The organism is Microbacterium sp. 2RAF4, assembly GCF_052115285.1.
Taxonomy (GTDB): Bacteria; Actinomycetota; Actinomycetes; order Actinomycetales; family Microbacteriaceae; genus Microbacterium; species Microbacterium oxydans.
The window spans coordinates 42,000-66,082 of sequence record NZ_JBFRGI010000004.1 but is presented as its reverse complement, the minus strand read 5'-3'; the positions used below and the strand labels follow the sequence as shown (position 1 = coordinate 66,082).

Here is a 24,083-nt window from a genome sequence, read left to right as displayed (position 1 = left end):
TTCTGCATGTCAGGAGGGAGGGACTCAGGCCGACACTCCGCGATCGCCGAGGAACGCGACGGGGTTCACGGGGCGACCGCCGACGTAGACCTCGAAGTGCAGGTGGCAGCCGAACGAGCGGCCGGTGTTGCCCGCATACGCGATGACCTGGCCGGAGTTCACGCGCTGACCCGAACGGACGAGGATGCCGCCGTCGCGGATGTGGGCGTAGCCCGTGCCGATGCCGCCGCCGTGCTGGATGCGGATGTAGTTGCCGTAACCGGAGTTGGGGCCCGCATAGTCGACGGTCCCGGAGTTCGCGGCATAGATCGGAGAGCCACAGCCGTTGGCGAAGTCGGTTCCGTAGTGGAAGGACGAGGAGCAGCCCTGCGAGCCGCACTGCACGGAGCGAGGACCGTAGCCCGAGCTCTTCCCGCCGCCGTGCGGACGGCACCAGCCGCCGGAGCCCTGGCTTCCGCCACCTCCGCCGCCGCCACCACCGCCACCGCCACCGCCGGCTGCGGCTGCCGCAGCTGCGGCAGCACGCTCAGCGGCTTCGCGCTCGCGACGGGCCTTCGCCTCGGCTTCGACACCGGCCTGATAGCCGGCCACGGTCTGAGTGGTCACGTCCTTGAGGGCCGCGAGCTGAGCCTGCATGGTGGCGAGGTTCGCGGACTGCTCGTCCAGGGCGGCCTGAGCGGCTTCCGCCGCCTGCTGCGCGACGACCATCTTCTCTTCGGCGACCTTCTGCAGCCGGTCGCGTTCGTTGCGAGCGACGACAGCCTGGTCGCTGAGCGACTGCGCGGAGTTGCGAGCGGCGACAGCCTTGTCATAGACCGACTGGTTGTACTCGAGCAGCTTGTCCATCGTGCCGAGGCGGGCGAGCAGCTCATCGGCGTTGTTCGCCGACCCGGCGAAGAACAGCTCCATGGACGTGTCGTCGCCGCCGTTGCGGTAGAGCTGCGCGGCGACCTGTCCCGCCTTGCGGGCAGAGCTGTCGGCGACCGCAGCCTGCTCGTCGGCCTTGGCCTGCAGGGTGTCGGCTTCGGTCGCTGCAGCGAAGTACGCCTGCTGCGCGTCGTAGAACTCCTGGGAGGCGACCTTCGCGGCGGCCTGCGTCTCGGCGACCTTCTGCGTGAGGGACTGGATCAGCCCTTCGATACGCGAGACCTCGGTGGCCTTGGCCGCCTCATTGTTCTTCGCCCGCTGCACGTCGTCCCAGCTCGGGTACGTGGCGGCATACGCGGCACTCACACCGTTGGTGATGCCGAAGGCGCTGAGCGCCACGACGCCGAGCGCGCCGATGCCGAGGGCTCCTCGACGACTGATGCCTGTCGTACCGAAGGCGCGGCGTTCTGTGGGAGTGGGCGCGCAGCCGCAGTCCTCGGACGCTGCTGCGACCGCAGCATCCAGCGTGATCTTGTCGTTCACACGGCCCCTTCCGCCGGTTTCACAGTTGCCACAGTAACAACAACTTTCACATCCGCACCAGGGGCACGGCCGCTCCTCTGCCCTCCACCGACCCCTCGATCGTGCCCCGGAAACACGCCCGGGTTGCGGCGCCGCGCCCTCGATTCGCGATTTGCCTGAAACATCCCTTATGCTTGAGCGTCGGCAAGGAAGTCCCCCGGGACTGACTCGGCCCCATCGTTTAGCGGCCTAGGACGCCGCCCTTTCACGGCGGTAGCACGGGTTCGAATCCCGTTGGGGTCACACCTTCCGATATAATTAAACAAGTATGGCCCTGTAGCGCAGTTGGTTAGCGTGCCGCCCTGTCACGGCGGAGGTCGCGGGTTCAAGTCCCGTCAGGGTCGCTCCGTGCGACGAGCTCTTTCTTCGGAGAGGGCTCTTCGTCTAGGACGCGACAGGTTCGCCGGTCGCGCGGCTCTGTAGCTCAGTTGGTAGAGCGTTCGACTGAAAATCGAAAGGTCACCGGATCGATGCCGGTCGGAGCCACACGAGTGATCGTTACAATCACTCCAGAAACCCTCGCCTAGCTTCTACATGGCGGGGGTTTTGCTTTGCCCGCAGGGCGGGCGGTTTCTGGGATGGATCCATGGGCGAACGGGCACAGCGATTGAGCAAGTGGAACTCGCTGCCGCCGAGCATGCGCAATGATGCCGGGCGTTCGCAAGATGCGAGCTTGTGCTGGTTTTGTGTCGCTCAGTCGCTCCAGCTACTCCAAGACAGATCGGCGTAAAGCATCTGGGTACAGCTGTCGCAGAGCAACACGTCGGGCGGTTAGGACCGTCGAAGGGCAAGAAAACTTCTGGCGCGAGTGCGCGGACATCGTTCTGGCATCGAGGGATTTGGCACTGCTCGGAGTCGGGTTCGATTACGCCAGAGCCGATGAGCTCGCGACCCATAACGGGCTTTCACCCGTCCGCTACGAGCTGATGAGAACTCTGCCACTCGTCCAAGGCCGACCCTCGCCTAGCCGCGGTCCGGGCGCTCCTCAGTGCCGCACACCACTATGCTTGGCCGCAGCTCGCAGCCGCAGATGAGGAGATACGACTTTGACCCGATCGTCGATCATGACTAGAGCGGGCTTCACATCCGATCCCTTCGCCACCTGGGACTCAGACCGTGAAGAGCATTTGGCCGACTACTTCGTGCCGCCTCCTTACTTCCCCAGCGTTCTCGGGGATCCAACAGCGCCGGAACCGACAATCATCTTTTCGCCACGAGGCACCGGGAAATCCGCCCTCCGCCGCGTACTCGAACAGCAGTCGGCGAACGACTCCGCGCCGTATCTCGCCATCCCCTACATGGACTTTGAGTGGGCAAGCGACACAACGCCAACTATCGAGCAGCACCAGCTCCAGATCGCGCGTCTGCTCACATTGGCCATCTTGGCCGAGATTGAGGCCGAGCCGACTGAAGCACTGTTTCACCTCGATGAATACGATAAGTCAGTTCTCAAGACCGCGACCGCTGCGCTCCTGTCAACTCTAACTTCCAAGCAATTTCGCGCCGCGCTCAGCAGAGTCAAGAGTCGTCACGACAAGGCAAGCGATCTTTGGGTCAAGTATGGGGGCCTCGTAACGGGAGCTGTAAGCGCGCTCTCCGCCGCCGCAGGGCTGACCGCATCACCAATCAACGCGGAGCTCATCTCATCGCCCGAAGCACTCACCGCGGGAGCGCAAGACCTCCTGAGCGACCTCGTTGCTGTCACACGCAAGCTTGCTTGGCGTTCGGTTTACGTTCTGGTGGATCGAGTAGATGAGACTTCGGCCACCGCAGCTGATCCGGTCGCAGCGTTCAATGTGATTCGCACGCTTGTGACAAGTCTTCCCACTCTCGAGCAACCGGGAATCGGCTTCAAGCTATTCCTCTGGGATCAGACGCACGAGCTCTTCAAGACTCAGGGCGGGCGTCCTGATCGCATTGCGATTAACACCCTGCGCTGGTCTGTAGATGAGCTCTCGGAGATGCTCACTCGCCGACTCCGTACCTTCTCGGACCAGAAGATCTCATCATTCAACGTCCTTCTAGACGACAGCGCGGAACTCGATGCTCACAAGCTGCTGTGCTACCTCGCGCACGGGTCACCGCGAGACATGATTCGCCTCGCGAAGCGCGTGATTGCTGAGGCCACTCGCGGAGGGGATGAGGACCAAATCAGCCGCCAGGACCTGATGCGAGGGGTGCGTGCCTTCTCGGATCAGCGAGCCGAAGAGCTCTTCCCGCAGATCGAAGCGGAACTTACGCGTGTCCCGGGCGCGAGCTTTACCACCTCGCAGCTTGCCAGCGACGTCTTCAAGATCGGCGTCCCTTCGATGCGGCAGAAGATCATTCAGTGGGGTGCGGTCGGAGCAGTGGTCAAGGTGGGTGAACGCCAAACCGGGTCCGCCAACCGCCCACCCCACATCTACGCCTTTACCGATCCCCGTCTCGTTCTGCGGAGTCGAGATGAGGCAGAAATCGAACGCCGACTAGATGAGTATCTCGTTGAATGCGATACCTGCCACGAGCTAGCCATCGGTTCGGGGGTCGAACTCTTCTGCCCAAAGTGCAAGAACGAGATCTCACGACAGGGCGCCCGAAGCCTACTGCGGATTGTCGCTAGCGAATAGGCCGGTGCCGCCCCCGTGCCGGTTGCCCCACTGCGCACGACATCCACGTCAGATCCCCCGCGAATAAGGCCGCAGTCGGGACGATTGACGCCCTGTGGGCCGTAGCGCCCCGCCGTCTCCAGAGTGAACGCGGCCGACGAAAGGCAATCCCATGGTCCGAAAGCTATACAAGTATCTCGGACCCGAGCTTGCGGGCATAGCGCTGTCGCATGATGGAGCGTCTCTAAAGTTCTCCCTTCCGAGGGAGTTTAATGACCCCTTTGAGCTGTTTCTAACCGTGGATCGTAGCTCTCCCCCCGAAACCCTCGCCTTCTACGAGGAGGTAATCGGAGAGATAGACGATATGCCCACGACATGCTTCTCGAGTCACCCTGACGTAGTCCCGATGTGGGCTCACTACGGCCGGAACGGCCAGGGGTTCGTCATTGAAGTAGATCAAGACGCCCTGAGTGCTGAACTCAACGACGACAGCGTCATTCAGGACGTAGCGTACCTGGACTCGAGCCCCGATGGACTCGCGGGGTTGCTCACCCGCGCTCAGTATCGCCAGAAGCCTAGAGACATCTACTTTCTCCGAAACGGCGTCTACAACGCCGCCTACTTCACGAAGGCTACTTGTTGGTCGTACGAGAAGGAGCGGCGTCTCGTGCTGAACGATGCGACCAAGCTCGTCCAAGAGGGTGGTGCTTCGGTCCTTCACCTCCCGAGCCAATGCGTGACCGCGGTAATCCTCGGCCCGAACGTTGATGCCGACACGGAGTCGAAACTGCGCACGCATGCAGCGGAAATCGGTTGCACCGTGTACAAGTGCAGGATCGGGCGAAGTAGCATCACTCCCTACTTCACGGACTCGGACGGCTTGACTTGCTTCTTTGCGGACGGTGCAATCTCAGAAGCCGAGAACTTTTGCCAATCGTGCGGAGAGCCCCTGAAGGAGGGCAATAGTTGCTCATGGTGCAGGATCCAGGAAGCGGATCGGTTTCTTGCGGCGAGAAGTAACCCTTGGCGAATGATTGCCTCAGCGGGGCTCTTGCAAGATTACGTTAATTCGATGAACTCGGCCGGCAGGAAGTAGTCAGCCTGGCACATCCGTCCCATACTCCTGGGCTCCGCTAACCGCTCTCTCAGCACCAGCAACGGAACGTGCGACTCAAAAGTGCCTCGGTGCGGGTTCTGTGCTGGCAGCACCGCTGAATCACGCTGAACCAGCCGCGACTGACGAGAACAGTATCCGTGGAACGTCGCAGCAAAGAGCGACCAACGAGCACCTGCTACCCCACCACATCCAACTGAAAATCGAAAGGTCACCGGATCGATGCCGGTCGGAGCCACGCGAGTGATCGTTACAATCACTCCAGAAACCCTCGCCTAGCTTCTACATGGCGGGGGTTTTGCTTTGCCCGCGGGCGAGACCCCTGCTCCGACGCCGTGTGATCAACTGGTCCGTATGCGTCCAGAGCAGTCGTCCGTCATCCCGGTGGAAGTCCTCCGAGGCTTCGCGTCCGGGGACGACGCGACCCGCGAATGGGTGTCCCACGTGCCGGGCATCGCCCTGGACCTGCTGCAGCGGTGGGAGCTCCGCCCTGAGGGCACGGTCCGATCGGGCGAAGCGGGAATCCTCGTGCCGGTGCGCCGTGCCGATGGAACGCCCGCGGCATTGAAGCTGCAGGTCCCCCGCGCCGAGACCACGGCTGCGATCATCGGCCTCACCCGTTGGCAGGGAGCCGGCATCGTCCGCCTGCTGGACAGCGATGCCGACCACGGAGGGATGCTGCTCGAACGCCTCCAGGGAGATCTCGCTCTGGAGACCGTCGAAGACGACGATGCTGCCGTTCGCGTGGTCGGTGGCCTCCTCGCACGCCTGCACGCTGTGTCAGCCCCCGACGGGCTCCCCCAGCTCGCGACGGTCACCGCCGAGATGATCGCCGATGCCCCGACGGCCGCGCGCGCGCTCGACGACGACGACCGCTCCCGGCTGGCCCGATGGGTCGACACGGTGTCCACGGTGGCCGATGACACCGGCAACCACCTCCTGCATTGGGACCTGCACTACGGCAACGTGCTCGCGGCCGACCGCGAACCCTGGCTGGCGATCGACCCGGAACCACTCGTCGGCGATCCCGGATTCGACCTCTGGCCCGCGCTCGACAGTGGGTGGAGCGACGACCCCGCCCGCACGGATGCGCCCCGGCTCGTACGGCGACGCTTCGACATCCTCACCGAGATGCTCGACCTCGACCGCCACCGCGCTGCCTCCTGGACCCGTGCCCGCCTGCTGCAGAACACCCTGTGGGACATCGAAGACGGTCAGCCCGCCATCAGCGCGGCAGCGAAGCTGATCGACGATGCGCTCCTCGCCGCCCCCAGCTCCGACCGGAACTGACCCTCCCCACATCGGGACCCGCGAACCCCTACGCGCGGAAGCCGTGCGACCGTGCGATCTCCCTCGCCTGCGGTGACGAGAAGAAGTCGAGCAGTTCGCGCCCGACATCGGCGTTCATCGACACACTCGCCACCGCGCCGCCGAACACCGTGACGATCGCGCAGTCGTCGGGCAGCACGCCGATGACCCGCACGCCCTCACGATCCACCAATTCGCTGAGCTGCTGGAACGCCAGGTCGACAGCCCCCTGTGCCAGGAGCTCGGCGACCGGCACGCCAGGGCGCGCCTGCACCAGCTTCGGCCCGACCACGTCCATGAGCCCCCAGCGCTGGATCATGTCCACGAGCGCATCACCGCTCGGGCCCGTGGAGTAGCCGATCCGTTCCGCCGACACGAGCGCCGCACGCACCTCATCCGCATTCTCGAAGGCCGCGCCGCCGGGGTCGGCACTCCCGTGTCCGTGACGCCCACGGACGCCCACGGCCACCTCGGAGAACACCAGATCCGTCACGGATACCGGGTCGACGTGCCCGCCTTCCGCGAGCGCATCGAGCGCACCGGCGGCGAGGAAGACCAGATCCACCTGCTCCCCGTTCGCCACGCGCCGCGACGCGTCCACACCGCCCACCGACTCCACCTCGATGTGCGGGAGCCCGGCGGCGACCGCCGCGACCGCGAGGTCGGCGAGCAGCCGACGCGTGGCCATGGACGACAGGGCTCTCATACCGCCGCGCGTCCGGGGATGACGAGTCCTGCGCCGTCGAGACGACTGCGCAGGACTCTCACCTGAGCTGCTCCTCGAGCTCTCCGAGCACGCGGTAGCAGTCGATGACCTGGCGGAGCGAGGAGTTCGGCTCGCGTCCCTCGCGGATGGCGGAGACGAACTCCCGATCCTGCAACTCGATGCCGTTCATGCTCACGGCCACGTCGGTCACGTCGATCTGCTCGTCCGCACCGGTGAACAGATCGTCGTACCGGGCGAGGTAGGTGGCGGTGTCCCCGATGTAACGGAAGAAGCTGCCGAACGGCCCTTCGTTGTTGAACGACAGGGACAGCGTGCAGATCGCGCCGGTCTCGCTCTTCAACTGCACCGACATGTCCATGGCGATGCCGAGCTCAGGGTGGATCGGCCCCTGCATGGCATGGGCCTCGACGATCCGGCCCGCCTGGTACGCGAACAGATCGACCGTGTGCGCGGCGTGATGCCACAGCAGATGATCGGTCCACGACCTGCGCTCACCCTTGGCGTTCGTGTTGGTGCGCCGGAAGAAGTACGTCTGCACGTCCATCTGCTGCACCGCGAACTCGCCGGCCTCGATCCGTTGATGCACGAGCTGATGCGAAGGGTTGAAGCGGCGGGTGTGCCCCACCATCGCGATGCGATCCGATGCCTCGGCGACGGCGAGCGTGGCCTCCGCTCCGGCCCACGAGTCGGCGACGGGGATCTCGACCTGCACATGCTTGCCGGCAGCGAGCACGGCCTGCGTCTGCGCGGCGTGCAACCCCGTGGGAGTGGCGAGGATCACGGCGTCCACGTCGTCGCGCTCCAGCACGGCATCGAGTCCGACGACCGCGTGCGCGATGCCGTACTGTGCGGCGACGGCTTCTGCCTTCTCCATCGAGGTCGCGCTGACGACCGTGACGACCGCGTCCTCGATGTTCGCGAGTCCGTCGAGGTGCTTCATCCCGAACGCGCCGTTGGCGCCGACGACGGCGATGCGGATCTTGTCTGTCATGCGGAAACCTCCTGAGAACGGTTCGAGATCACCAGATGGCCGACCGCGGTGTTGGATGCAGGCACATGGTAGAACCGATGATCGACGTCGGGGGCGTCACCGCCGAACTGATCGTCCATCGCTCCTCGGGCGATGAGCCAGTCGACCAGCTCGATCCCCTCGGATCCGGCCTCGTCCACGTACTCCATGTGCTGCCACTCGGTGAGACCCAGCGGATCGGCGATCAGGTGGTCGAGGAACGCGTTGTCCCACTCCTTGTTGATGAGACCCGCGCGCGGGCCCTGCAGCTGATGGCTCATACCTCCCGTGCCCCAGATCTGGACGTTCAGCTCATCGCCGTCCCACTTGTCGATCGCGCGGCGAAGCGCCTTGCCGAGCTCGTAGCACCGCCGCCCCGACGGCACCGGGTACTGCACGACGTTCACCGCGAGCGGGATGACCCGCACCGGCCACGCCTCCACGTCGCCGTAGACGAGCGAGAGCGGGACGGTCAGACCGTGGTCGACCACCATCTCGTTGACCAGCGTGAGGTCGAAGTCGTCCTGGATGATCGACTGCGCCAGGTGCGCGGCGAACTCGGGGTATCCGTTCACCCCCGGCACCGGCCGCGGCCCGTACCCCTCGTCGGCGACGGGATAATGCGCTCCGGTGCCGAGCACGAAAGTGGGGATGATCGAGGCGTCGAATGCGGTGGCGTGGTCGTTGTAGACGAGGATGACCACGTCTGGGGTGTTCTCCTTCGCCCACTCCCGTGTCCACCGGTAGCCGTCGAAGACCTTCTTCCAGTACGGCTCCTCCGTCTTGCCGAGATCCATGGCCGCACCGATAGCCGGCACGTGCGAGGTGAACAGCGCCGACGTGTAGTGCGCCGGTGCGTCCGGCCGGAAGGTCTCGCCCTTCTCCCCCGGCTGCGGTGGGGTCCAGCCGTCCAGGTCCTTCAGACGATTGCCCTCGGGATTGCGTCCGCCGCCGATCATCATGTCGCGGTAGGCGGCCTCGCTCATCCCGGTCATCGACCCGGCCATCTGCTGGAAGCTCAATCCATGCGTCGCCCCGATCTTGCTCAGGAAGTAGATGTTGCCGCCCTCGGCGATCATGGTGTTCAGATCCAGGTCGAGCACCGCCTGGCGCTGCACGGGAGTCAGCGGCCACTCGTCGAGGTAGGCCTCCTGGTCCGCGAGGAACCGCGTACGGTTCTCCGGCTGCATGAGGGACATCGAGAACTGATTGAGGTGATACCCCTTGCGGGCCTGCTCGGCGTCGTAGATCGTCGTGCCGGGAATGTCCTTGTACGGCTTGTCGAGTGCCATGGTCAGTCTCCTTCTTCGTTCCAGTAGAGGCGCCGGGGATTGTCGACGAGCAGCTTGTGCTGCAGTTCGGCGGTCGTCGCGATCTGCGGGATGTGGTCGACCAGCAGGCCGTCATCGGGCATGTGGTCCTTGAGGTTCGGGTGAGGCCAGTCCGTGCCCCAGAGCACACGGTCAGGGAATTCCTCGATCACACGTCGGGCGAAGGGCACGACATCGGCATAGGCGTGCTGCTCACCGTCGAGCGCGGCCGGTCCCGTGACGCTCAGCCGCTCGGGGCATGACACCTTCGTCCACACGTTGTCGTTCTCGCGCAGGAAGCGCAGGAACAGAGCGAACTCTTCACCGTCCGGGTCTTTCGTCACGTCGGGTCGCCCCATGTGGTCGACGACCACCGTCACCGGGATCGCCGAGAAGAAGTCGTACAGCTCCGGCAGGTCCTCGGCCTCGAAGTAGATGACGACGTGCCAGCCGAGCGGGGCGATCTTCGCCACGATCTCCTCGAGGGAGTCCGTGGGCACCCGGTCGACGAGACGCGTGACGAAGTTGAACCGCACTCCGCGCACCCCTGCCTCGTGCAGCTCTGCGAGCTCCTCCTCGGTGATGTCCCGCCGCACGGTGGCGACGCCCCTGGCCCGACCCGCCCCGCGGCGGAGCGCATCGACGAGGGCACTGTTGTCGGAGCCGTGGCACGTGGCCTGCACGACGACATTGCGGTCGAAGCCGAGACCGTCGCGCAACGCGAAGAGCTGTGCGGCCGAAGCATCACAGGGGGTGTACTTGCGCTCCGGGGCGTAGGGGAACTGCGCCCCGGGACCGAAGACGTGGCAGTGCGCATCGACCGCTCCCTCGGGGAGCGTGAACGTCGGCGCCGATGGGGCCTCGTACCAGTCCAGCCAGCCGGGAGTCTTCTCGAAGTCGCCCGAGGTGTCACCGTGAGCCATCTCAGTCCTCCACATACTCGAGTCCGGCGTCGGCAAGGCGCTCGCGCATGCCGTACAGGTCGAGGCCGAGAACGCCGTCTCGGAACCGCTGCCGTTTGGACTCCTCGTCGTCCTCACGCCTCCGACAGGCTTCCGCCACTGCGCCGACGATCCCTCTGGGCACGACGACGACACCATCGACATCCGCCACGACCACATCGCCGGGATTCACGAGCGCGTTCGCCACGACCACCGGGACGTTGACCGAGCCGAGCGTCGCCTTGACCGTGCCCTTGGCGTTGACCGCACGGGAGAAGACCGGGAACCGCATCCGCTCCAGGTCGGCGACGTCACGGACGCCCCCGTCGATCACGAGGCCCCGGCATCCGCGAGCCGCCAGTGAAGTCGCCAGCAGCTCTCCGAAGAACCCGTCCTCGCTCTCGGTCGTGCAGCCCGCGACGACGACATCGCCCTCCTGCACCTGCTCCGCGGCGACGTGCAGCATCCAGTTGTCGCCCGGCTGCAGCAGCACCGTCACGGCAGGGCCGCACAGGCGAGCGTCGCGGACCACGGGTCGGATGTACGGCCGCATCAGCCCCACGCGTCCCATGGCCTCGTGGACGGTCGCCACGCCGAACTCCGACAAGCGAGCCACGTCGCCGGGGTCGGGCCGCTCGATGCGGGTGCGGACGATGCCGAGGTCGTTCAGACGCATCTCTTCTTCTCCGATCTCACAGTCCGCGCAGGGTCAGAGCACGGTCGAGGCGCGGGTAGACACGTCGGGCATTGCCCTCGAAGATCTGCTCCCGCTGGGCTGGGCCGAGGTTGGGCGTGGCGTCGATGTAGCGCCTGGTGTCGTCGAAGTGATGGCCCGTGCGCGGATCGATGTCGCGCACGGCACCGATCATCTCGCTGGCGAAGAGGATGTTCTCCGTGGGGATCACCTCGGTCAGCAGGTCGATGCCCGCCTGGTGGTACACGCAGGTGTCGAAGTACACGTTGCCGAGCAGATGCTCGTCGAGGTCGGGCCTGCCCAGGGCCATCGCGAGGCCCCGGAAGCGGCCCCAGTGGTACGGCACCGCACCGCCGCCGTGCGGGATCACCAGCGCGAGGTCGGGGAAGTCGCGGAACAGATCGCCCTTGATGAGCTGCATCACCGCGGTGGTGTCCGCGCCGAGGTAGTGGTCGCCGGTCGTGTGGAACACGTCGGGCCGACACGTGGTGCTGACGTGGATCATCGCGGGGATGCCATACTCCACGAGCTTCTCGTAGATCGGGTACCAGGATCGGTCGGTCAACGCAGGAGCCGACCACCGACCGCCGGACGGGTCGGGATTGATGTTCACCGTGACGGCGCCGAGCTCTTCGACCGCACGGGTCAGCTCGGAGATCGTCGTCGCGGGGCTCGCCTCCGGCGACTGCGGCAGCATCGCCCCCATCAGGAACCTGTCGGGGAAGAGCCGACTGACACGGGCGACGAGGTCGTTGCAGATGCGCGCCCAGGTCTCGCTCACCGCGAGGTCTCCGATGTGATGCGCCATGAACGACGCACGCGGGCTGAAGACCGTGATGTCGCTGCCGCGCTCGTCCATGAGCCGCAGCTGGTTCGCCTCGATCGTCTCGCGGATCTCGTCGTCGGTGATGTGCAGGGCATCGGGGTCAGGGGCCGAACCGCCGCCCCCCGCGAACGCGATCTGCAGGTCACGCCACGCGCCGAGCGGTGCGGGTGCGGTCGTGTAGTGACCGTGGATGTCGATGATCAACGCGTGTCGTCCTTGCCACTCGGAGGGTGATGACGTCGACATTAGGTCGCGGACTTTCCACTAGTCCAATAGATGCGTAACCGGCAAAGAATAGAGATGATCTATGCATGTCGATCACCGATCTGAACCAGCTGCGCACGTTCGTCGTGCTCTACGAGCTGCGGAGCGTCACGGCGGCCGCCGAGCACCTCCACGTGACCCAGCCGACCGTCAGCTACACGCTGCGCCGCCTCCGTGATCGGTTCCGAGACGAACTGTTCCGCCGCGAAGGGCACGAGATGGTGCCGACCGCGAAGGCGACCGCCCTCTTCGTGCCACTGCACGAGGCTCTCGCACAGATCGACGCCACGGTGAGCGACCCCGATGCCTTCGACCCGGCCCGCTTCACCGGGGAGCTGACCCTCGGCCTCACCTCGATCGGCGAGCAGACCTTCCTCCCTCCGGTCATGGCGGAGCTCGCCCGCCAGCACGCCCGACCGCATCTGAAGGTCGAGCGGCTCGACGCCGACCACGTCGAGGAGGGCCTCATCCGGGGATCCATCGACCTGGCGATGACCGTGTCGGTGATCGAGGGGCCGCGCCTGTGGCGCTCACGCGTGCGAGCGGTCGAGTACGTCGCGCTCTCGTCGGAGCTGGCACCGCTGCCCGCGACGGCGCCTGACATGTTCGAGGGTCGTCACTTCGTGCGGGTGTCCGCGCGCGGTGGACACGTGTTCCCCCTGCAGGCGTTGATCGAGAACGGTCTGATGTCGCAGGTGTCCCTCACGGTCCAGGAATACGCGACCGTGCCGACCGTGGTGCAGACCACCGATCTGGTGGCTCTGCTGCCCCGACATGTGGCCGAGGTGTTCAGTGGCTGGTTCGACGGGCTCCGCATCAGCGATCTGCCGTGGCCGGCGCAGAGCACCCCGGTCTCCCTGTACACCCGACGCGATGCCGCTCTCTCCCCCGCGCAGCGCTGGTTCCGTCGTCTGGTGCGGGATGCGGTGAGCACCGAGGAGTACCTCCGCCCCGCCGGAGAGGTCGACTAGCGGCGGGGTCTGCGGTTCCAACTGGCCTTCGCCGGGGCGAACGGGCTGCGCACGTGGATCGACCACGTCGAATGGGGGTGGATCGAGAGGATCGCCCGCTCGTACCACCCGCGCGCCTCGTCGTCGAGCGCGGCCACGACGGCGTCCTTGTCGAGGTCGTCCTCAGGGCGCGGGCGCAGCGCCTTCCAGACCAGCTGCACCGCCGGTGCCCCGACCGGTGCGCCGTCGACGTCGATGACCGCGCGCTCCCACGGCAGAGTCAGACGCGGATCGCGCTTGTAGACCCAGACATCCCCCGTGCCGTCCTCGACGTTCACCTGGAGCACCCACGCCCGGCGCGACTCGTCCCGCAGCAGCACCGGCTGCCTGTCGCTGTCGACGGGAGCCTCGTCGAACGGAACGACATAGCCTTCGGTCTCGGCCGGCGCCCATGCCGTGAAGCCATCGGGGAGACCGTCGACGAACGCGGGCAGGTCCGGGGCGATCACGCTGACATCGATGTTCGGCCTGGTCCTGATCTCGCGGCCGAGCCAGCGATCGAGCGCGACGCCGCCCGACACCCACCACCGGACGGCCGAGCCGTCGAGCAGCGCCATCGCGCCGCTGACGTCGATCGGCTGCCAGGGGGTCGCGGAACCGGGCATGGGCGTGGTCATGCACCGAGGGTACCTCCCGCTTCGGTCGTCGAGCGCACGCCCGTGGAAGACTGCGGGCATGGCCAATTCCCCGTCCGGCGAGTCGATGACGGAGCGCATCGTGCGTGTGCTCGACACGTTCAGCGCTGACCGGACGATGCAGACCACGAGCGAGATCGCCCAGCGTGCGGGGCTCGCCCCGTCGACCGCGCATCGGATCGTCGGCGACCTGATCCGCTCCGGCCTGCTCGAGCGCGACGAGGACAGGCGCGTGCGCCTCGGCATGCGGCTGTGGGAACTCGCGCTGCGCGGATCGAGCGCCCTGCGGCTGCGTCAGGCCGCCCTCCCGCACATGGAGCAGGTGCAGACGAGGATCCGTCAGCACACGCAGTTGGCCGTGCTCGACCAGGGCGAGGCGCTGTTCCTCGAACGCCTCTCCCACCCGGACGCCGGCGCGAACATCACCAGAGTGGCCGGACGCCTGCCGCTGCATGCGTCGTCGTCCGGACTCGTGCTCCTCGCCTTCGCCGATCCGGAGGTGCGCGACCGGGTGCTGGACGGACCGCTTCCCGCAGTGGCCCCCGAGACCATCACCGCTCCGATCGCCCTCCGCGCCGCCCTCGCCGGTATCCGCCGTCAGGGCTTCGTCATCGCCCCCGGGTCGGTCGATGCCGTCTCGACGGGGGTGGCCGTGCCGGTTCGCGACCGCGGTGTCGTCGTCGCGGCGCTGTCCGCGGTACTGCCACGCGAGATGCTGACAGTGCCCGCAGTGCACGCGCTGAGGAAGGCATCGACCGCCATCGAGAACGCCCTGCTGCAGCATTAGCCTTCCCGTTCAACGGGAATCGAAGGGAGCGCTGCGGCGGAGTACTCCACACTGATCGGCAGAGCGGATGCACCGGCGCCGCCTGTCGAAGGAGACACGATGACGCTGTCGATCCGCACCCGCGTGGCGATCGTCGGAGCCGGCCCGGCCGGTCTGATCCTGTCCCATCTCCTCGCGGTGGACGGCATCGAATCGGTCGTGATCGACCGGCGCACCCGCGCCGAGATCCAGTCGACCATCCGCGCCGGCATCCTCGAGCAGGCCACGGTCGAGCTGCTCACCCGCATCGATCCCGGAACCCGTGTGCAGACCGTCGGCGAACGTCATGACGGCATCGAGCTGCGGTTCCAGGGTGAGGGGCACCGCATCGACTTCCGGGCCTTCGTCGGCCGCAGCGTCTGGCTCTACCCTCAGCACGAGGTGCTCACCGATCTGCTGGCGCTGCGCGTCGGGGCCGGGCAGGATCTCCGCTTCGGCGTCACGGCGACGCATATCGACGACACCGACCCGGATCGGCCGCGCGTGATCGCCACGGATCCGCTCGGCGACGATCTCGTGATCGATGCGGACTTCGTGGTCGGCGCCGACGGCTCACGCTCCGTGGTGCGCTCCGCCCTCGCGGGCGACTCGGCGACGGGAGCCTTCCGGGAGTACCCCTTCGCCTGGTTCGGCATCCTCTGCGACGCGCCTCCCAGCTCCGACGAGCTCATCTACAGCAACTCGGACGACGGCTTCGCCCTCATCAGTCAGCGCAGCCCGAAGGTGCAGCGCATGTACTTCCAGTGCGATCCCGGCACGGATCCACAGGGACCGAGCGAGGGCGAGATCTGGTCGACGCTGCAGGCCAGGGTGCCCGGCACGACGCTGAAGCAAGGGCCCATCTTCCAGCGCGACGTGCTGAGGTTCCGCAGCTTCGTCGCCGGCGAGCTTCGCCGCGGGCGGCTCGCTCTCGTCGGCGACGCGGCGCACACGGTGCCACCCACCGGCGCGAAGGGCATGAACCTGGCCGTCGCCGATGTCGTCCTCCTCGCGCGGGCGCTGTGCGCGCTGCTGCAGGAGAACGACTCTCGCCTCATCGACGGCTTCACCGAGCGTGCACTGCGGCGCATCTGGAAGGCGCAGCACTTCTCGTGGTGGATGACCAGCATGCTCCACACCCCACCTCACGGGGACGGCTTCGATCGACGTCGCCAGATCGGCGAACTGCGATCGGTGGTCGAATCCGAGGCAGGGCGCGCGTACCTCGCGGAGGCGTACACGGGATGGCCGCTGGACCTCTGACCGAGTCCCGTCGTCGTCACAGCGATTCCGCGGCCTCCCGCGCCCGCTCCAGATCGCGCACCGCCGCTTCCGTTCGCTGAGCCGCGGCGGCGCGCTCCTCCTCAGCGTGCGACACCTCGACCTCGGCGCGCTCGGCATCGGCGCGGGCACGGGTGAGCTGGGCTTCGAGGTCGGCGGTCCGGTCCGCGAGTTCCGAGATGTGCGCTCGCACCCTCTGCAGCGCCGCATCCCGTCGTGCGAGCTCGCGCTCCGCGACCGCATGCTCCTTCTCCGCCGCCGCGACCGCCCGCTCGGCGTCCCGGCGTGCGCGTCGCTCCTGCAGCTCATCCGTCGGAGGTCGCGGCACCGGCTCGAGGTCGGGCACCGCGCCTGCCACCGCCTCGCGGATCTCGCTCGCCGTGGCCGAGGGATCGAGAGCGCGCAGCAATCGGCTCGAGGCGACGGCTGCGGCCGCCTCCTGATCGAAGAACGCCGCCGAGATGGTCTGCTCGACCGCCTCGAGCGTCGACGGCGTCACGCGCTCCCCGCGCGCTGCGGCCAGTTCTCCCGCCGCTTGAGCGAGCCGCCGGGTGAGGGCACGGCGTTCCCGTCCCAGCTTCGCCAGCGCCGGGGCGTCCAGGTCGTCCTGGGCTTCGCGAAGCTCTCGCGCGAGCTCCAGCGCCTCCCCGAGCTGCGCCGCCCGCTCGCGCGCGAACACGTTCACCACCCAGGCCGCGATCGACGGCTTCCTCAGGGCGAGGATCCGGGAAGCGAGCTCCGGTTCAGCCTCCCCCGCGCGGGCCTTGCGCGACGCCACGAACGATTCCGGGGCATCGGAGTACAGCACGGCCGCGATCTCCTCGAACGTGGGACCGACCATGCCGCCACCCTACGCCGATCCCGGTCGCCCGCACCGAGATCCGGCCCGCGATCACAGCAAGTCGTACTCCCCGCCGTACGGCACCGCACTGTCGCCGGTGTCCCGAGCGTCGAATTCCACCGTCTCGACCGAGATCACGACGTGTGTGACCGAGGAGATCAACACGCTGACCGAACGATTGCCCACCACCGTGAATTCGACGAACCCGCCTCCGGTCTGGATCGCCTCCTCAATCCGACCTCTCAGCTCGACGGCATCCTCCCCTTGCGCCAGGAAGAACTCTGATTCATTGAGCGCAATCCGCGTGCGCGCCATCGTCTGCACCTTGTCCTCCGCTCGTTGTCATTCCGTTGTCGTCATGCTGAGACGGTAACGAGTGCATCCGGGCTCGCAGAGGGGGTTGCGCATGGGCCGCAGAAGAGGCAGTGCGCCGGTGTACCTTGATCACATGGGCAGACTCCGCTACGACGGGACCTCGGATCCGATCCTCATCGAAGACGCGACTCTGGCGCACCTCAAGATCGTCATCTCGACCAAGCTCCGCCGCCAGGAGAGCTTCATGATGACGTGGCTTCCGGTCAACGACGGAGTCGACAAGCGCGCCACCGTATGGATCCATCCGGCGATCCCGCTGCAGTTCGGTTACGACGCCGCCGAACCTCCGGCGATCGATCCGCGACTGATCGCCGACATGATGCAGGCGCTCAACGCGTCGGGCGAACTGGTGCTCGATCATCTGATCTCCCCCGCCCGAGCCTGAAGGCCTCAGCAGGATCCGCTCCGGGTCCGGCTACGCTGTGCCCGTGGATGCCGCCCCCTATCTCCTGCTCGGTCTGCCGATCCTCGCGCTGATCATCGGCGGCCCGATCCTCAGGAGTCGTATGGGTCGCCGCGCCTCCGCGACCGCAGACAAGGCGGGGAGGAAGTTCGCGGACGAGAAGCTCGAGACGACGCTCGGCGAGCTCGGCACCACCCTGGTGATCCACGCACCAGAGCCGCGCGCGAGAGAGATCATCGCCTCCGCGATGGCGGGGAAGGAACGGGAGTACGTGATCCGCAGCGACGGCGGTTACGGCATCCGCTTCGTCGAACCCGATGACACGCTCGTCCGACTCGTTCCCGTCACCGAGGGCACCCGGATGCAGATCGAGACCTTCCGCGACTACTTCGGTTTTCCCCAGACCGTTCAGTTCTGGACGGAGCTGCGTGCGCGGGTCACAGCCGCGGCGGAGGCCCACGAGGTCACGGTCGCGGAGGGCAAGCCCATCCGCTACGTCCGCGGCGAGGCGATCGACGACCGGAACGCCCGCTGGGTGCAGACCCCCTGACCTGGGACACGCGCCTTCAGCCGATGCAGGCGAAACACGGACGCACAACAATCCGCAGACGCAACTAGGCTGGAGGGCGCGCCCCGCCCGCCGGGCCTCCGCCGGGTCACGGTGGTGGCGTGCGCCCTGACGACCTCCTCCGGTCCACACGGTCCCGACTCACGGGACGGAGCCGCCGCTCCCGGTGTGGCCACGCCAGAAAGGCAAGTACCCATGAGCGAATCCCCCGGAACCGCAGACCGTGACGGCGAGCGCTCGCCGGACTTCTTCGACCAGCTGATCGAGACCTCGCCCCGCGACCAGCAGGGCGCGTTCACCATCGGCTTCCGCGGATACGACAAGGGCGAGGTCGACGCCGCGCTCTCCGCGCTCCGCAACCAGCTCAAGCAGGCCGCCGCAGACGTGGCCGAGGCTCAGGCCCGCGAAGAAGAAGCCGTCGAGGCAGTGCGGGAAGAGGAGCGCAAGGCTCGCGAAGCGCTCGAGAGCGAACTCACGGCCGCGAACGCCAAGGCCTCCGACGCCGAGCAGCAGGTCGCCACGCTCACCTCCGAGCTCGTCGACGCCCCGCAGCCCGACGGCGAGGAAGCTCCGTCGCGCCAGCAGTTCGAAGCGATCCTCCGGGTCGCCGAGGAGCAGGCGAACGTGCTCATCCAGAACGCGGCAGTGCAGGCCGACCGTCTGATGACCTCCGCCCGCGAGGAAGTGGCCGCGCAGCGCGCCGAGGCCGAGGCCGACGCCGAGCGGATCACCGCCCAGGCGCAGCGTGACGCCGATCAGGTGCGCCTGAAGATGGACACCGAGTACACGGCGCACGAGGCACGCATCGAGCGCGAAGCCGCGCACGCCGCGGAGAAGGTGAACCAGGCCGCACAGGAGGCCACGGCGATCCGCACCGAGGCCGAGAAGGGCGCGGCAGCGCTGCGCTCCCTCGTCACCCGCGAGACGACCCAGCTGCGCGCCGATGCCGAGCGCGATGTGCGCGACATGAACGCCCGTGTGCTGGAGTTCGAGGAGACCCTCACCCGCCGCCAGGACGATGCGCAGCAGGAGTTCCTCGTACTGCACAACCAGGCCGTCGCCCACGCGGAGCGGATCACCAACGACGCGAACGAGCAGGTCACGGCATCGCTCGAGCACGCCCAGCGCATCTCGGCACGCGCCGAGGACTACGAGCGTCTGACCCGCTCGCAGGCGCAGGCTATCGAGGCCGAGGCTCAGGTCCGCGCACGTGAGACCCTGGAGCGCGCACGCGCCAAGGCCCAGAAGATCGTCGACTCGGTCACCGGCCACACCACTGCCGTGCTGCACGACGCGGAGGACCGCACCCGCCAGTTGCGGTGGCAGCAGCAGCAGCTGTCGAGCTTCATGGCGGAGGTGCGCGAGCTCATCCGCCCCGATGGCATCTTCTCCGACGAGTCGCTGCCGACGGAGATCACCGGAGCGGACGCGCCTGCCGCTCCGGCTCCCGCCGCCGCAGTCGCCGACGAGGCGCCGGAGGAGACCTTCCTCGGCGACGAGGTGCTCGAGGACGAGCTCGACGACGACCGTCCGCTCGAGAAGATCACGATCGACGTGGTGGAGACCAAGAAGAAGTCCTCAAAGTAACGCACGAACGACAGAGGCGCGAGCAGGGATTCCTGCTCGCGCCTCTGTCGTTCCCGGACTGATCAGGCCCGGTGATGTCTGGGGGCTACCCCCGGCCGAACTGCGCCACTGCCGGGCAGTCGAAGGGATCCGCTCCGGCGGAGAGTCCGACCCGGTTCAGGTACTCGATGACGATCATGTAGGACCGACCGAGGCTGGTCTCCGTGTAGGGCACGTCGTTCGCCGCGCAGTAGTCGCGCACGATCTCCCGCGCCTTCGCGAGGTGCGGTCGCGGCATGCTCGGGAAGAGGTGGTGCTCCACCTGGTAGTTGAGTCCGCCCATGAGCCACGTCGTCCACCATCCACCGCTGATGTTGCGGGAGGTGCGCACCTGCTTGGTGAAGAAGTCGAGACGGGCGCCGGGCTCGATGATCGGCATCCCCTTGTGGTTCGGCGCGAACGCGGCCCCCATGTAGACGCCGAAGACCGCGAACTGCACCCCCATGAAGGCGAAAGCCATACCGAGCGGGAGCATCATGAACACCGGCACCAGGATGAGGGCGAACCGCAGCGCGATGATGCTCAGCTCGGTCCAGCGTCCCTTGACGTTCTTCGTCGTCATGAGGTACTTCAGGCCGAGGAAGTGGAGGTTCAGCCCCTCGAGGGTGAGGAGCGGGAAGAAGAGCCAACCCTGCTTGCGGGTGATCAGCTTGATCAGGCCCTTCGCCTTGGCGGCGTCCTCCTCGAGGAACGAGATCGTGTCGACCTCGATGTCGGGGTCCTTGCCGACCTGGTTCGGGTTTCCATGGTGCTTGGTGTGCTTCGAATCCCACCACGAGTAGCTCATGCCGATGCTGGCGATCACGATGCGCGCGAGCTTGAAGTTCGCGGGCCCCGTGCTCAGGATCTGGCGGTGCGCGGCCTCATGCCCGAGGAACGCGATCTGCGTCAGGACGATGCCGAGTCCTGCGGCGATGAGCAGCTGGAACCAGCTGTCGCCGAGCAGGATGAAACCGGTGATGAGGCCACCGAGGGCCACGGCGAGCCCTGCGGCCACGAAGACGTAGAACCACTGGGTGCGCTGGAGCAGGCCGGTCTCCTTGACCACCTGCGACACCTGCTTGTACGCCTGGGCCATGGGCGGGAAGTCCGCATTGCCGGAATACGTCTGACGAATCGGGCCCAGCGTTGCCGCGGTCGGTTCGATCTGTGTGATGGAGATGATCTTCTCCTGACATTCGGAGCCCTCGAGCTGTGGAAGCCCAAGGCAGACGCCCAACGCTTACCTCACAGTAGCCCGGGGTCCATGCACGTCAGGGAATACATCGGAACCTCTCGCCGACCCTTCAGTCGAGCCCGGCTGCGGATGTCCGAGGGGGCTCAGGCCCGCGCGCGTCGGGTCCGGCGTCGCCACGCTCGCGGAAGGATCGAGGGGAAGTCGGGGGTCGACCGGGAGGGCCGGTTCGCGTCTTCGAGGGCGCGGAAGGCGGCATCGAGCGAATCGAAGACTCCGAGTTCGGTGCCGTGATTGTCGCGCACGAGGTGCGCGCTGCCGTCGAACTCGACGAAGCCTGCGAACTCGCCGCCGCGCGTCGCGACGTGCACATCGACGTCGGCCTGTTTCCAGGTCAACGGGTCGGAAGGGGGAAGTGTGGTACTGCTCATGGTCATACTCATTGCTGTGTGGCGGACACGCGTGGCGCTCCGCAAGATGTGAGACCGAGGGCGGATTCCGCACGCATCGATGTGCGCGGTCCGTGATGGCCCTGATCAGTGGCGACGTGGCGGCCGAGAGGGGCGATGCACACACGTTGCTCGATAAGCATAGCAGATCTCCCCTCTCGGCCTCCGAAGCCCCGATTCGGCTCAGCTCGACGGCCGGCCGCCGCCGGGCCCACCCTGACTTCCGCCCGCGGCGGGCGCTGTCCCGGTATCGACGCCGACCACGAGCGTCGCCGCATATCCGCCCTGCACGCTGCCCGTGACCGTGGCCAGTTGCAGAGCTCCGGAATCGTCGCCGAAGACGTTGTCGCTCGCCAGCGTGATCTGCGACAGATTCCTCGCGGATCCGTCGTAGGCCGACTCGGTGTAGACGGCCGCGCATGCCGCTTCCGGAAGTGCCAGCTGCGAGGTGGCGATGGCTGCCGTCGAGTCGGTGATCGAGCCGACGTCCGGATACACCTCGAAGTGGATGTGCGGCCAGCGGCCCGAGTAGCACCCGGGGAACACCGAGGTGAACGAGACCCTGCCGTCGGCGTCCGCCACCTGCACACCCCGCAGGTAGGTGACGTCCTCCAGCCCCGAGGAGTACATCGAATACTCTCCCTGGGCGGTGCAGTGCCACGCGTAGACGGCGACACCGGCGAAAGGCACGCCTCCGTTCGCCAGATCGATCACCCGCAGCTCGAAGGTGAGGGGCACGCCCTCCGCCGTCGCTCCGCCGTCGATCGAGGACCGGATGTCCTGACGCACGATGCCGGCGTCCTCGAGCACATCGGGCCCGTTCGACCCGTCCCCCGGATACGGCCCCGCCGTCTCGTCGGGGATCTCATCGACGCTCACGGAGTCGCCATCCGATGTCGTCGTCGTGCTCGGTGTCGGTGTCGACGTCGCAGCTCCGCCCGAGTCGGACGGCGTGCAGGCCGCGAGGACCACGGCTCCGATACCGAGACCCGCGAGGCCGAGCACACCGCGCCGGCTCAGCAGGGTGCGGATGTCGAAGGCTGCGCCCTGGTCGACGACCTCCTCGTCGACACGATCGAGCAGCCTCCCCTCGTACGCAGGACCATCGGGGGTCTGGGTGGGTTCCGGAATGCTCATGATGCTCTCCTCCTCGACGGGCTGTTGGTGATGTCCACCAGCGTCGCGGAGCTTCCGATCAGGCGCGCCTGCGCCCGCTATGCCTTTTCTATGTGTGAGGAATCGACCGGCGGACGCAGCACCAGCACCACCACGACACCGACGAGGATGAGGGCGGTGAGCGTCACCGGGACCGGCAGCACGGGGTCGAGCAGCACCAGCACCGCCGCGACCGGGACGACCGTGTTCACGACACGATCCGCGTTCTCGCGGATGGCGATCCACCAGATGCCCACCAGGAAGATCGCGATCGGGATGGTGACCGTGAACGATGCGGCGATGTTCGACAGATGGCTCTTCCCGGTCAGGACGTCGAGCTCCACCTCGATGCCCGCCGAGAAGGCGGCCGCCGCTGCGAAGACGAAGTAGTGCGTGTACCCGTAGCGCAGCGAGCGCGCGAAGCTCGAGATGGCGCGGTGATGCGGCGGCCAGAAGTAGATCCACCAGAGCGACGCCGTGACGACGAGCGTCAACACCGAGATCGCGATCAGCGGCCCGAGACTCTCGACCTTGTCGAGCGCGTCGATGATCGCATTCGCCGAGGCCAGCAGGCTCTCGCCGAGCACGATGAGCGTGAAGAGTCCGTAGCGCTCGGTGATGTGATGCGGATGCCACGGATTCTGTTTACGGAACTCGGCGAACACCGGGACGCTGATCTCGATCAGGGCGAAGAGCACGAACGCGGCGAGCTGCAGGGGGCCGGTGGGTATGAGGAGGAACAGGATCCACAGCACCTGGACGCCGGCGATGCCGAACGCGTATCGGCGCGTCACCGACCGCAGCGGACCGGCCGACCGCGATGCCCGCAGCCACTGCGCCACCATCGCCACGCGCATCACGACGTACCCGAGCACGGGAACGGTGAAGTCCCCCTCGTTGAACGCTCGGGGGATGCCGGCGGCGAAGACGAGGACGCCGCCCATCTGCACGAAGGTCGTGACGCGGTAGAGCCAATCGTCCGTGTCGAACGACGTGGCGAACCAGGTGAAGTTCATCCAGGCCCACCAGATCGCGAAGAACAGCATCGCGTAGGAGGTGATGCCGTGCAGGAACTCTCCTTCGCTGAGGGCGTGGTGCAGCTGAGCGGAGGCGATGCTCACCGCCACCACGAAGACGAGGTCGAAGAAGAGCTCGAGCGGACTCGCGGTGCGATGCGGCTGCGCCGGGTCGCGCGGCAGCATGGTTCGGAGCTGGAAGCGTGGACGGTCGATGTTCGCGGTCACCGCGACAGGATAGCCCTCCGGCGGCCGCTTCCCGCAGCCGCCGTTCATCCAATCAACAGAATTACCTTTCGGTGGAGCCCGTGTTCCGCTACACTGGCTCGAGTCTGCAGTGCCTGCTGTCAGCGATCACCGTGTGGGACGGTGAGAACGCACTCCGTGATGTGGGAATCATGGAGAGTTTCAGCAGGACCCGAGGGGTCGGGACGCAGACGAAAGCCGTGAACGTGGGGTTCATGGTCTGGGGAAACTGGGGAAACACATGTCGCACTGGGGATTTCTGCGTACATTCA

Annotated in this window: 23 protein-coding genes and 3 tRNA genes; 12 read left to right on the top strand and 14 right to left on the bottom strand. The window is 66.7% G+C overall.

Features of this window, described 5'->3' with window-relative positions:
- Positions 1 to 24 precede the first annotated feature (24 nt).
- The gene (locus tag AB4070_RS15860; RefSeq protein WP_441980947.1) at positions 25 to 1,410 is read right to left on the bottom strand and encodes a peptidoglycan DD-metalloendopeptidase family protein; all 1,386 of its coding nucleotides are present in this window, start codon (positions 1,408 to 1,410) and stop codon (positions 25 to 27) included.
- 209 nt (positions 1,411 to 1,619) lie between these two features.
- Between AB4070_RS15860 and AB4070_RS15855 the strand changes: the two genes are divergently transcribed.
- From AB4070_RS15855 to AB4070_RS15830, 6 genes are all read left to right on the top strand, one after another.
- Positions 1,620 to 1,692 (top strand) — tRNA-Glu (locus AB4070_RS15855).
- 27 nt (positions 1,693 to 1,719) lie between these two features.
- Positions 1,720 to 1,793: transfer RNA gene (locus tag AB4070_RS15850), tRNA-Asp, on the top strand.
- Between the two features lie 69 nt (positions 1,794 to 1,862).
- Positions 1,863 to 1,935: transfer RNA gene (locus AB4070_RS15845), tRNA-Phe, on the top strand.
- A gap of 560 nt (positions 1,936 to 2,495) precedes the next feature.
- Entirely contained in the window at positions 2,496 to 4,055 is a 1,560-nt protein-coding gene (locus AB4070_RS15840; RefSeq protein ID WP_441980946.1) for a P-loop ATPase, Sll1717 family, read from the top strand.
- Positions 4,056 to 4,206: 151 nt separating this feature from the next.
- Complete coding sequence (locus tag AB4070_RS15835; RefSeq protein WP_441980945.1) at positions 4,207 to 5,130, top strand: DUF2971 domain-containing protein; 924 nt, start codon at positions 4,207 to 4,209, stop codon at positions 5,128 to 5,130.
- Positions 5,131 to 5,502: 372 nt separating this feature from the next.
- Positions 5,503 to 6,438 carry an aminoglycoside phosphotransferase family protein gene (locus AB4070_RS15830; protein ID WP_441980944.1) on the top strand — a complete coding sequence of 312 codons (936 nt, stop codon included), beginning with the start codon at positions 5,503 to 5,505 and terminating at the stop codon, positions 6,436 to 6,438.
- A gap of 28 nt (positions 6,439 to 6,466) precedes the next feature.
- Here AB4070_RS15830 and AB4070_RS15825 read toward each other — a convergent pair whose 3' ends face one another.
- From AB4070_RS15825 to AB4070_RS15800, 6 genes are all read right to left on the bottom strand, one after another.
- Positions 6,467 to 7,144, bottom strand: coding sequence for a substrate-binding domain-containing protein (locus AB4070_RS15825; RefSeq protein ID WP_441980943.1), 678 nt, complete (start codon positions 7,142 to 7,144; stop codon positions 6,467 to 6,469).
- A gap of 76 nt (positions 7,145 to 7,220) precedes the next feature.
- Entirely contained in the window at positions 7,221 to 8,174 is a 954-nt protein-coding gene (locus tag AB4070_RS15820) for a Gfo/Idh/MocA family oxidoreductase (RefSeq protein ID WP_441980942.1), read from the bottom strand.
- On the bottom strand, positions 8,171 to 9,484 hold the full coding sequence (locus tag AB4070_RS15815; RefSeq protein ID WP_441980941.1) for a protocatechuate 4,5-dioxygenase subunit alpha/beta: 1,314 nt from the start codon (positions 9,482 to 9,484) through the stop codon (positions 8,171 to 8,173). Before AB4070_RS15815 ends, AB4070_RS15820 begins: the two co-directional genes overlap by 4 nt.
- 2 nt (positions 9,485 to 9,486) lie before the next feature.
- Positions 9,487 to 10,425: an amidohydrolase family protein gene (locus tag AB4070_RS15810; protein ID WP_441980940.1), complete on the bottom strand. Its 939-nt coding sequence runs from the start codon at positions 10,423 to 10,425 to the stop codon at positions 9,487 to 9,489.
- A 1-nt stretch (position 10,426) separates the two neighbouring features.
- A complete protein-coding gene (ligK, locus tag AB4070_RS15805) occupies positions 10,427 to 11,119 on the bottom strand; it encodes a 4-carboxy-4-hydroxy-2-oxoadipate aldolase/oxaloacetate decarboxylase (RefSeq protein ID WP_441980939.1) in 693 nt (230 codons plus the stop codon).
- Between the two features lie 16 nt (positions 11,120 to 11,135).
- On the bottom strand, positions 11,136 to 12,167 hold the full coding sequence (locus tag AB4070_RS15800; protein WP_441980938.1) for an amidohydrolase family protein: 1,032 nt from the start codon (positions 12,165 to 12,167) through the stop codon (positions 11,136 to 11,138).
- Between the two features lie 107 nt (positions 12,168 to 12,274).
- Here AB4070_RS15800 and AB4070_RS15795 point away from each other — a divergent pair, with 107 nt between their 5' ends.
- Positions 12,275 to 13,198 (top strand): LysR substrate-binding domain-containing protein, encoded by a 924-nt coding sequence (locus AB4070_RS15795; RefSeq protein ID WP_441980937.1) that lies wholly within the window; start codon positions 12,275 to 12,277, stop codon positions 13,196 to 13,198.
- Here the strand turns inward: AB4070_RS15795 and AB4070_RS15790 are convergent.
- On the bottom strand, positions 13,195 to 13,854 hold the full coding sequence (locus AB4070_RS15790) for a hypothetical protein (protein WP_441980936.1): 660 nt from the start codon (positions 13,852 to 13,854) through the stop codon (positions 13,195 to 13,197). The two genes, AB4070_RS15795 and AB4070_RS15790, sit on opposite strands and share 4 nt — an antisense overlap.
- Positions 13,855 to 13,912: 58 nt before the next feature.
- On the opposite strand from AB4070_RS15790, the gene AB4070_RS15785 reads away from it, so the two are divergent.
- Together AB4070_RS15785 and AB4070_RS15780 are read left to right on the top strand one after the other, a co-directional pair.
- Positions 13,913 to 14,659, top strand: coding sequence for an IclR family transcriptional regulator (locus AB4070_RS15785; RefSeq protein ID WP_441980935.1), 747 nt, complete (start codon positions 13,913 to 13,915; stop codon positions 14,657 to 14,659).
- A 99-nt stretch (positions 14,660 to 14,758) separates the two neighbouring features.
- On the top strand, positions 14,759 to 15,940 hold the full coding sequence (locus AB4070_RS15780) for a 4-hydroxybenzoate 3-monooxygenase (protein WP_441980934.1): 1,182 nt from the start codon (positions 14,759 to 14,761) through the stop codon (positions 15,938 to 15,940).
- Positions 15,941 to 15,956: 16 nt separating this feature from the next.
- On the opposite strand, the gene AB4070_RS15775 is transcribed toward AB4070_RS15780, so the two are convergent.
- Together AB4070_RS15775 and AB4070_RS15770 are read right to left on the bottom strand one after the other, a co-directional pair.
- Positions 15,957 to 16,799 carry a transposase gene (locus AB4070_RS15775; RefSeq protein ID WP_441980933.1) on the bottom strand — a complete coding sequence of 281 codons (843 nt, stop codon included), beginning with the start codon at positions 16,797 to 16,799 and terminating at the stop codon, positions 15,957 to 15,959.
- Between the two features lie 51 nt (positions 16,800 to 16,850).
- Positions 16,851 to 17,114 (bottom strand): hypothetical protein, encoded by a 264-nt coding sequence (locus AB4070_RS15770; protein ID WP_378875602.1) that lies wholly within the window; start codon positions 17,112 to 17,114, stop codon positions 16,851 to 16,853.
- Positions 17,115 to 17,247: 133 nt separating this feature from the next.
- Between AB4070_RS15770 and AB4070_RS15765 the strand changes: the two genes are divergently transcribed.
- The 3 genes from AB4070_RS15765 (at position 17,248) to AB4070_RS15755 (ending at position 19,732) form a co-directional block, all read left to right on the top strand.
- Complete coding sequence (locus tag AB4070_RS15765) at positions 17,248 to 17,559, top strand: DUF7882 family protein (protein WP_441980932.1); 312 nt, start codon at positions 17,248 to 17,250, stop codon at positions 17,557 to 17,559.
- 43 nt (positions 17,560 to 17,602) lie between these two features.
- Positions 17,603 to 18,127: a hypothetical protein gene (locus AB4070_RS15760; protein ID WP_441980931.1), complete on the top strand. Its 525-nt coding sequence runs from the start codon at positions 17,603 to 17,605 to the stop codon at positions 18,125 to 18,127.
- A 213-nt stretch (positions 18,128 to 18,340) separates the two neighbouring features.
- Complete coding sequence (locus AB4070_RS15755; RefSeq protein WP_441980930.1) at positions 18,341 to 19,732, top strand: cell division initiation protein; 1,392 nt, start codon at positions 18,341 to 18,343, stop codon at positions 19,730 to 19,732.
- A gap of 85 nt (positions 19,733 to 19,817) precedes the next feature.
- Here AB4070_RS15755 and AB4070_RS15750 read toward each other — a convergent pair whose 3' ends face one another.
- From AB4070_RS15750 to AB4070_RS15735, 4 genes are all read right to left on the bottom strand, one after another.
- Entirely contained in the window at positions 19,818 to 20,936 is a 1,119-nt protein-coding gene (locus AB4070_RS15750) for a fatty acid desaturase family protein (RefSeq protein WP_441981122.1), read from the bottom strand.
- Positions 20,937 to 21,091: 155 nt separating this feature from the next.
- The gene (locus tag AB4070_RS15745; protein WP_127011755.1) at positions 21,092 to 21,376 is read right to left on the bottom strand and encodes a hypothetical protein; all 285 of its coding nucleotides are present in this window, start codon (positions 21,374 to 21,376) and stop codon (positions 21,092 to 21,094) included.
- A gap of 201 nt (positions 21,377 to 21,577) precedes the next feature.
- Entirely contained in the window at positions 21,578 to 22,531 is a 954-nt protein-coding gene (locus AB4070_RS15740; protein WP_441980929.1) for an intradiol ring-cleavage dioxygenase, read from the bottom strand.
- A gap of 77 nt (positions 22,532 to 22,608) precedes the next feature.
- Entirely contained in the window at positions 22,609 to 23,751 is a 1,143-nt protein-coding gene (locus AB4070_RS15735; protein WP_441981121.1) for a low temperature requirement protein A, read from the bottom strand.
- Positions 23,752 to 24,083: the final 332 nt, after the last annotated feature.

Excerpts from the sequence above, each read along its gene's own strand:
- AB4070_RS15835 (WP_441980945.1), top strand. The coding sequence starts at position 4,207 with ATGGTCCGAAAGCTATACAAGTATCTCGGACCCGAGCTTGCGGGCATA.
- AB4070_RS15830 (WP_441980944.1), top strand. The coding sequence starts at position 5,503 with ATGCGTCCAGAGCAGTCGTCCGTCATCCCGGTGGAAGTCCTCCGAGGC.
- AB4070_RS15825 (WP_441980943.1), bottom strand. The coding sequence starts at position 7,144 with ATGGCCACGCGTCGGCTGCTCGCCGACCTCGCGGTCGCGGCGGTCGCC.
- AB4070_RS15820 (WP_441980942.1), bottom strand. The coding sequence starts at position 8,174 with ATGACAGACAAGATCCGCATCGCCGTCGTCGGCGCCAACGGCGCGTTC.
- AB4070_RS15815 (WP_441980941.1), bottom strand. The coding sequence starts at position 9,484 with ATGGCACTCGACAAGCCGTACAAGGACATTCCCGGCACGACGATCTAC.
- AB4070_RS15810 (WP_441980940.1), bottom strand. The coding sequence starts at position 10,425 with ATGGCTCACGGTGACACCTCGGGCGACTTCGAGAAGACTCCCGGCTGG.
- ligK (WP_441980939.1), bottom strand. The coding sequence starts at position 11,119 with ATGCGTCTGAACGACCTCGGCATCGTCCGCACCCGCATCGAGCGGCCC.
- AB4070_RS15795 (WP_441980937.1), top strand. The coding sequence starts at position 12,275 with ATGTCGATCACCGATCTGAACCAGCTGCGCACGTTCGTCGTGCTCTAC.
- AB4070_RS15790 (WP_441980936.1), bottom strand. The coding sequence starts at position 13,854 with ATGACCACGCCCATGCCCGGTTCCGCGACCCCCTGGCAGCCGATCGAC.
- AB4070_RS15785 (WP_441980935.1), top strand. The coding sequence starts at position 13,913 with ATGGCCAATTCCCCGTCCGGCGAGTCGATGACGGAGCGCATCGTGCGT.
- AB4070_RS15780 (WP_441980934.1), top strand. The coding sequence starts at position 14,759 with ATGACGCTGTCGATCCGCACCCGCGTGGCGATCGTCGGAGCCGGCCCG.
- AB4070_RS15775 (WP_441980933.1), bottom strand. The coding sequence starts at position 16,799 with ATGGTCGGTCCCACGTTCGAGGAGATCGCGGCCGTGCTGTACTCCGAT.
- AB4070_RS15770 (WP_378875602.1), bottom strand. The coding sequence starts at position 17,114 with ATGGCGCGCACGCGGATTGCGCTCAATGAATCAGAGTTCTTCCTGGCG.
- AB4070_RS15765 (WP_441980932.1), top strand. The coding sequence starts at position 17,248 with ATGGGCAGACTCCGCTACGACGGGACCTCGGATCCGATCCTCATCGAA.
- AB4070_RS15755 (WP_441980930.1), top strand. The coding sequence starts at position 18,341 with ATGAGCGAATCCCCCGGAACCGCAGACCGTGACGGCGAGCGCTCGCCG.
- AB4070_RS15745 (WP_127011755.1), bottom strand. The coding sequence starts at position 21,376 with ATGAGCAGTACCACACTTCCCCCTTCCGACCCGTTGACCTGGAAACAG.
- AB4070_RS15740 (WP_441980929.1), bottom strand. The coding sequence starts at position 22,531 with ATGAGCATTCCGGAACCCACCCAGACCCCCGATGGTCCTGCGTACGAG.
- AB4070_RS15735 (WP_441981121.1), bottom strand. The coding sequence starts at position 23,751 with ATGCTGCCGCGCGACCCGGCGCAGCCGCATCGCACCGCGAGTCCGCTC.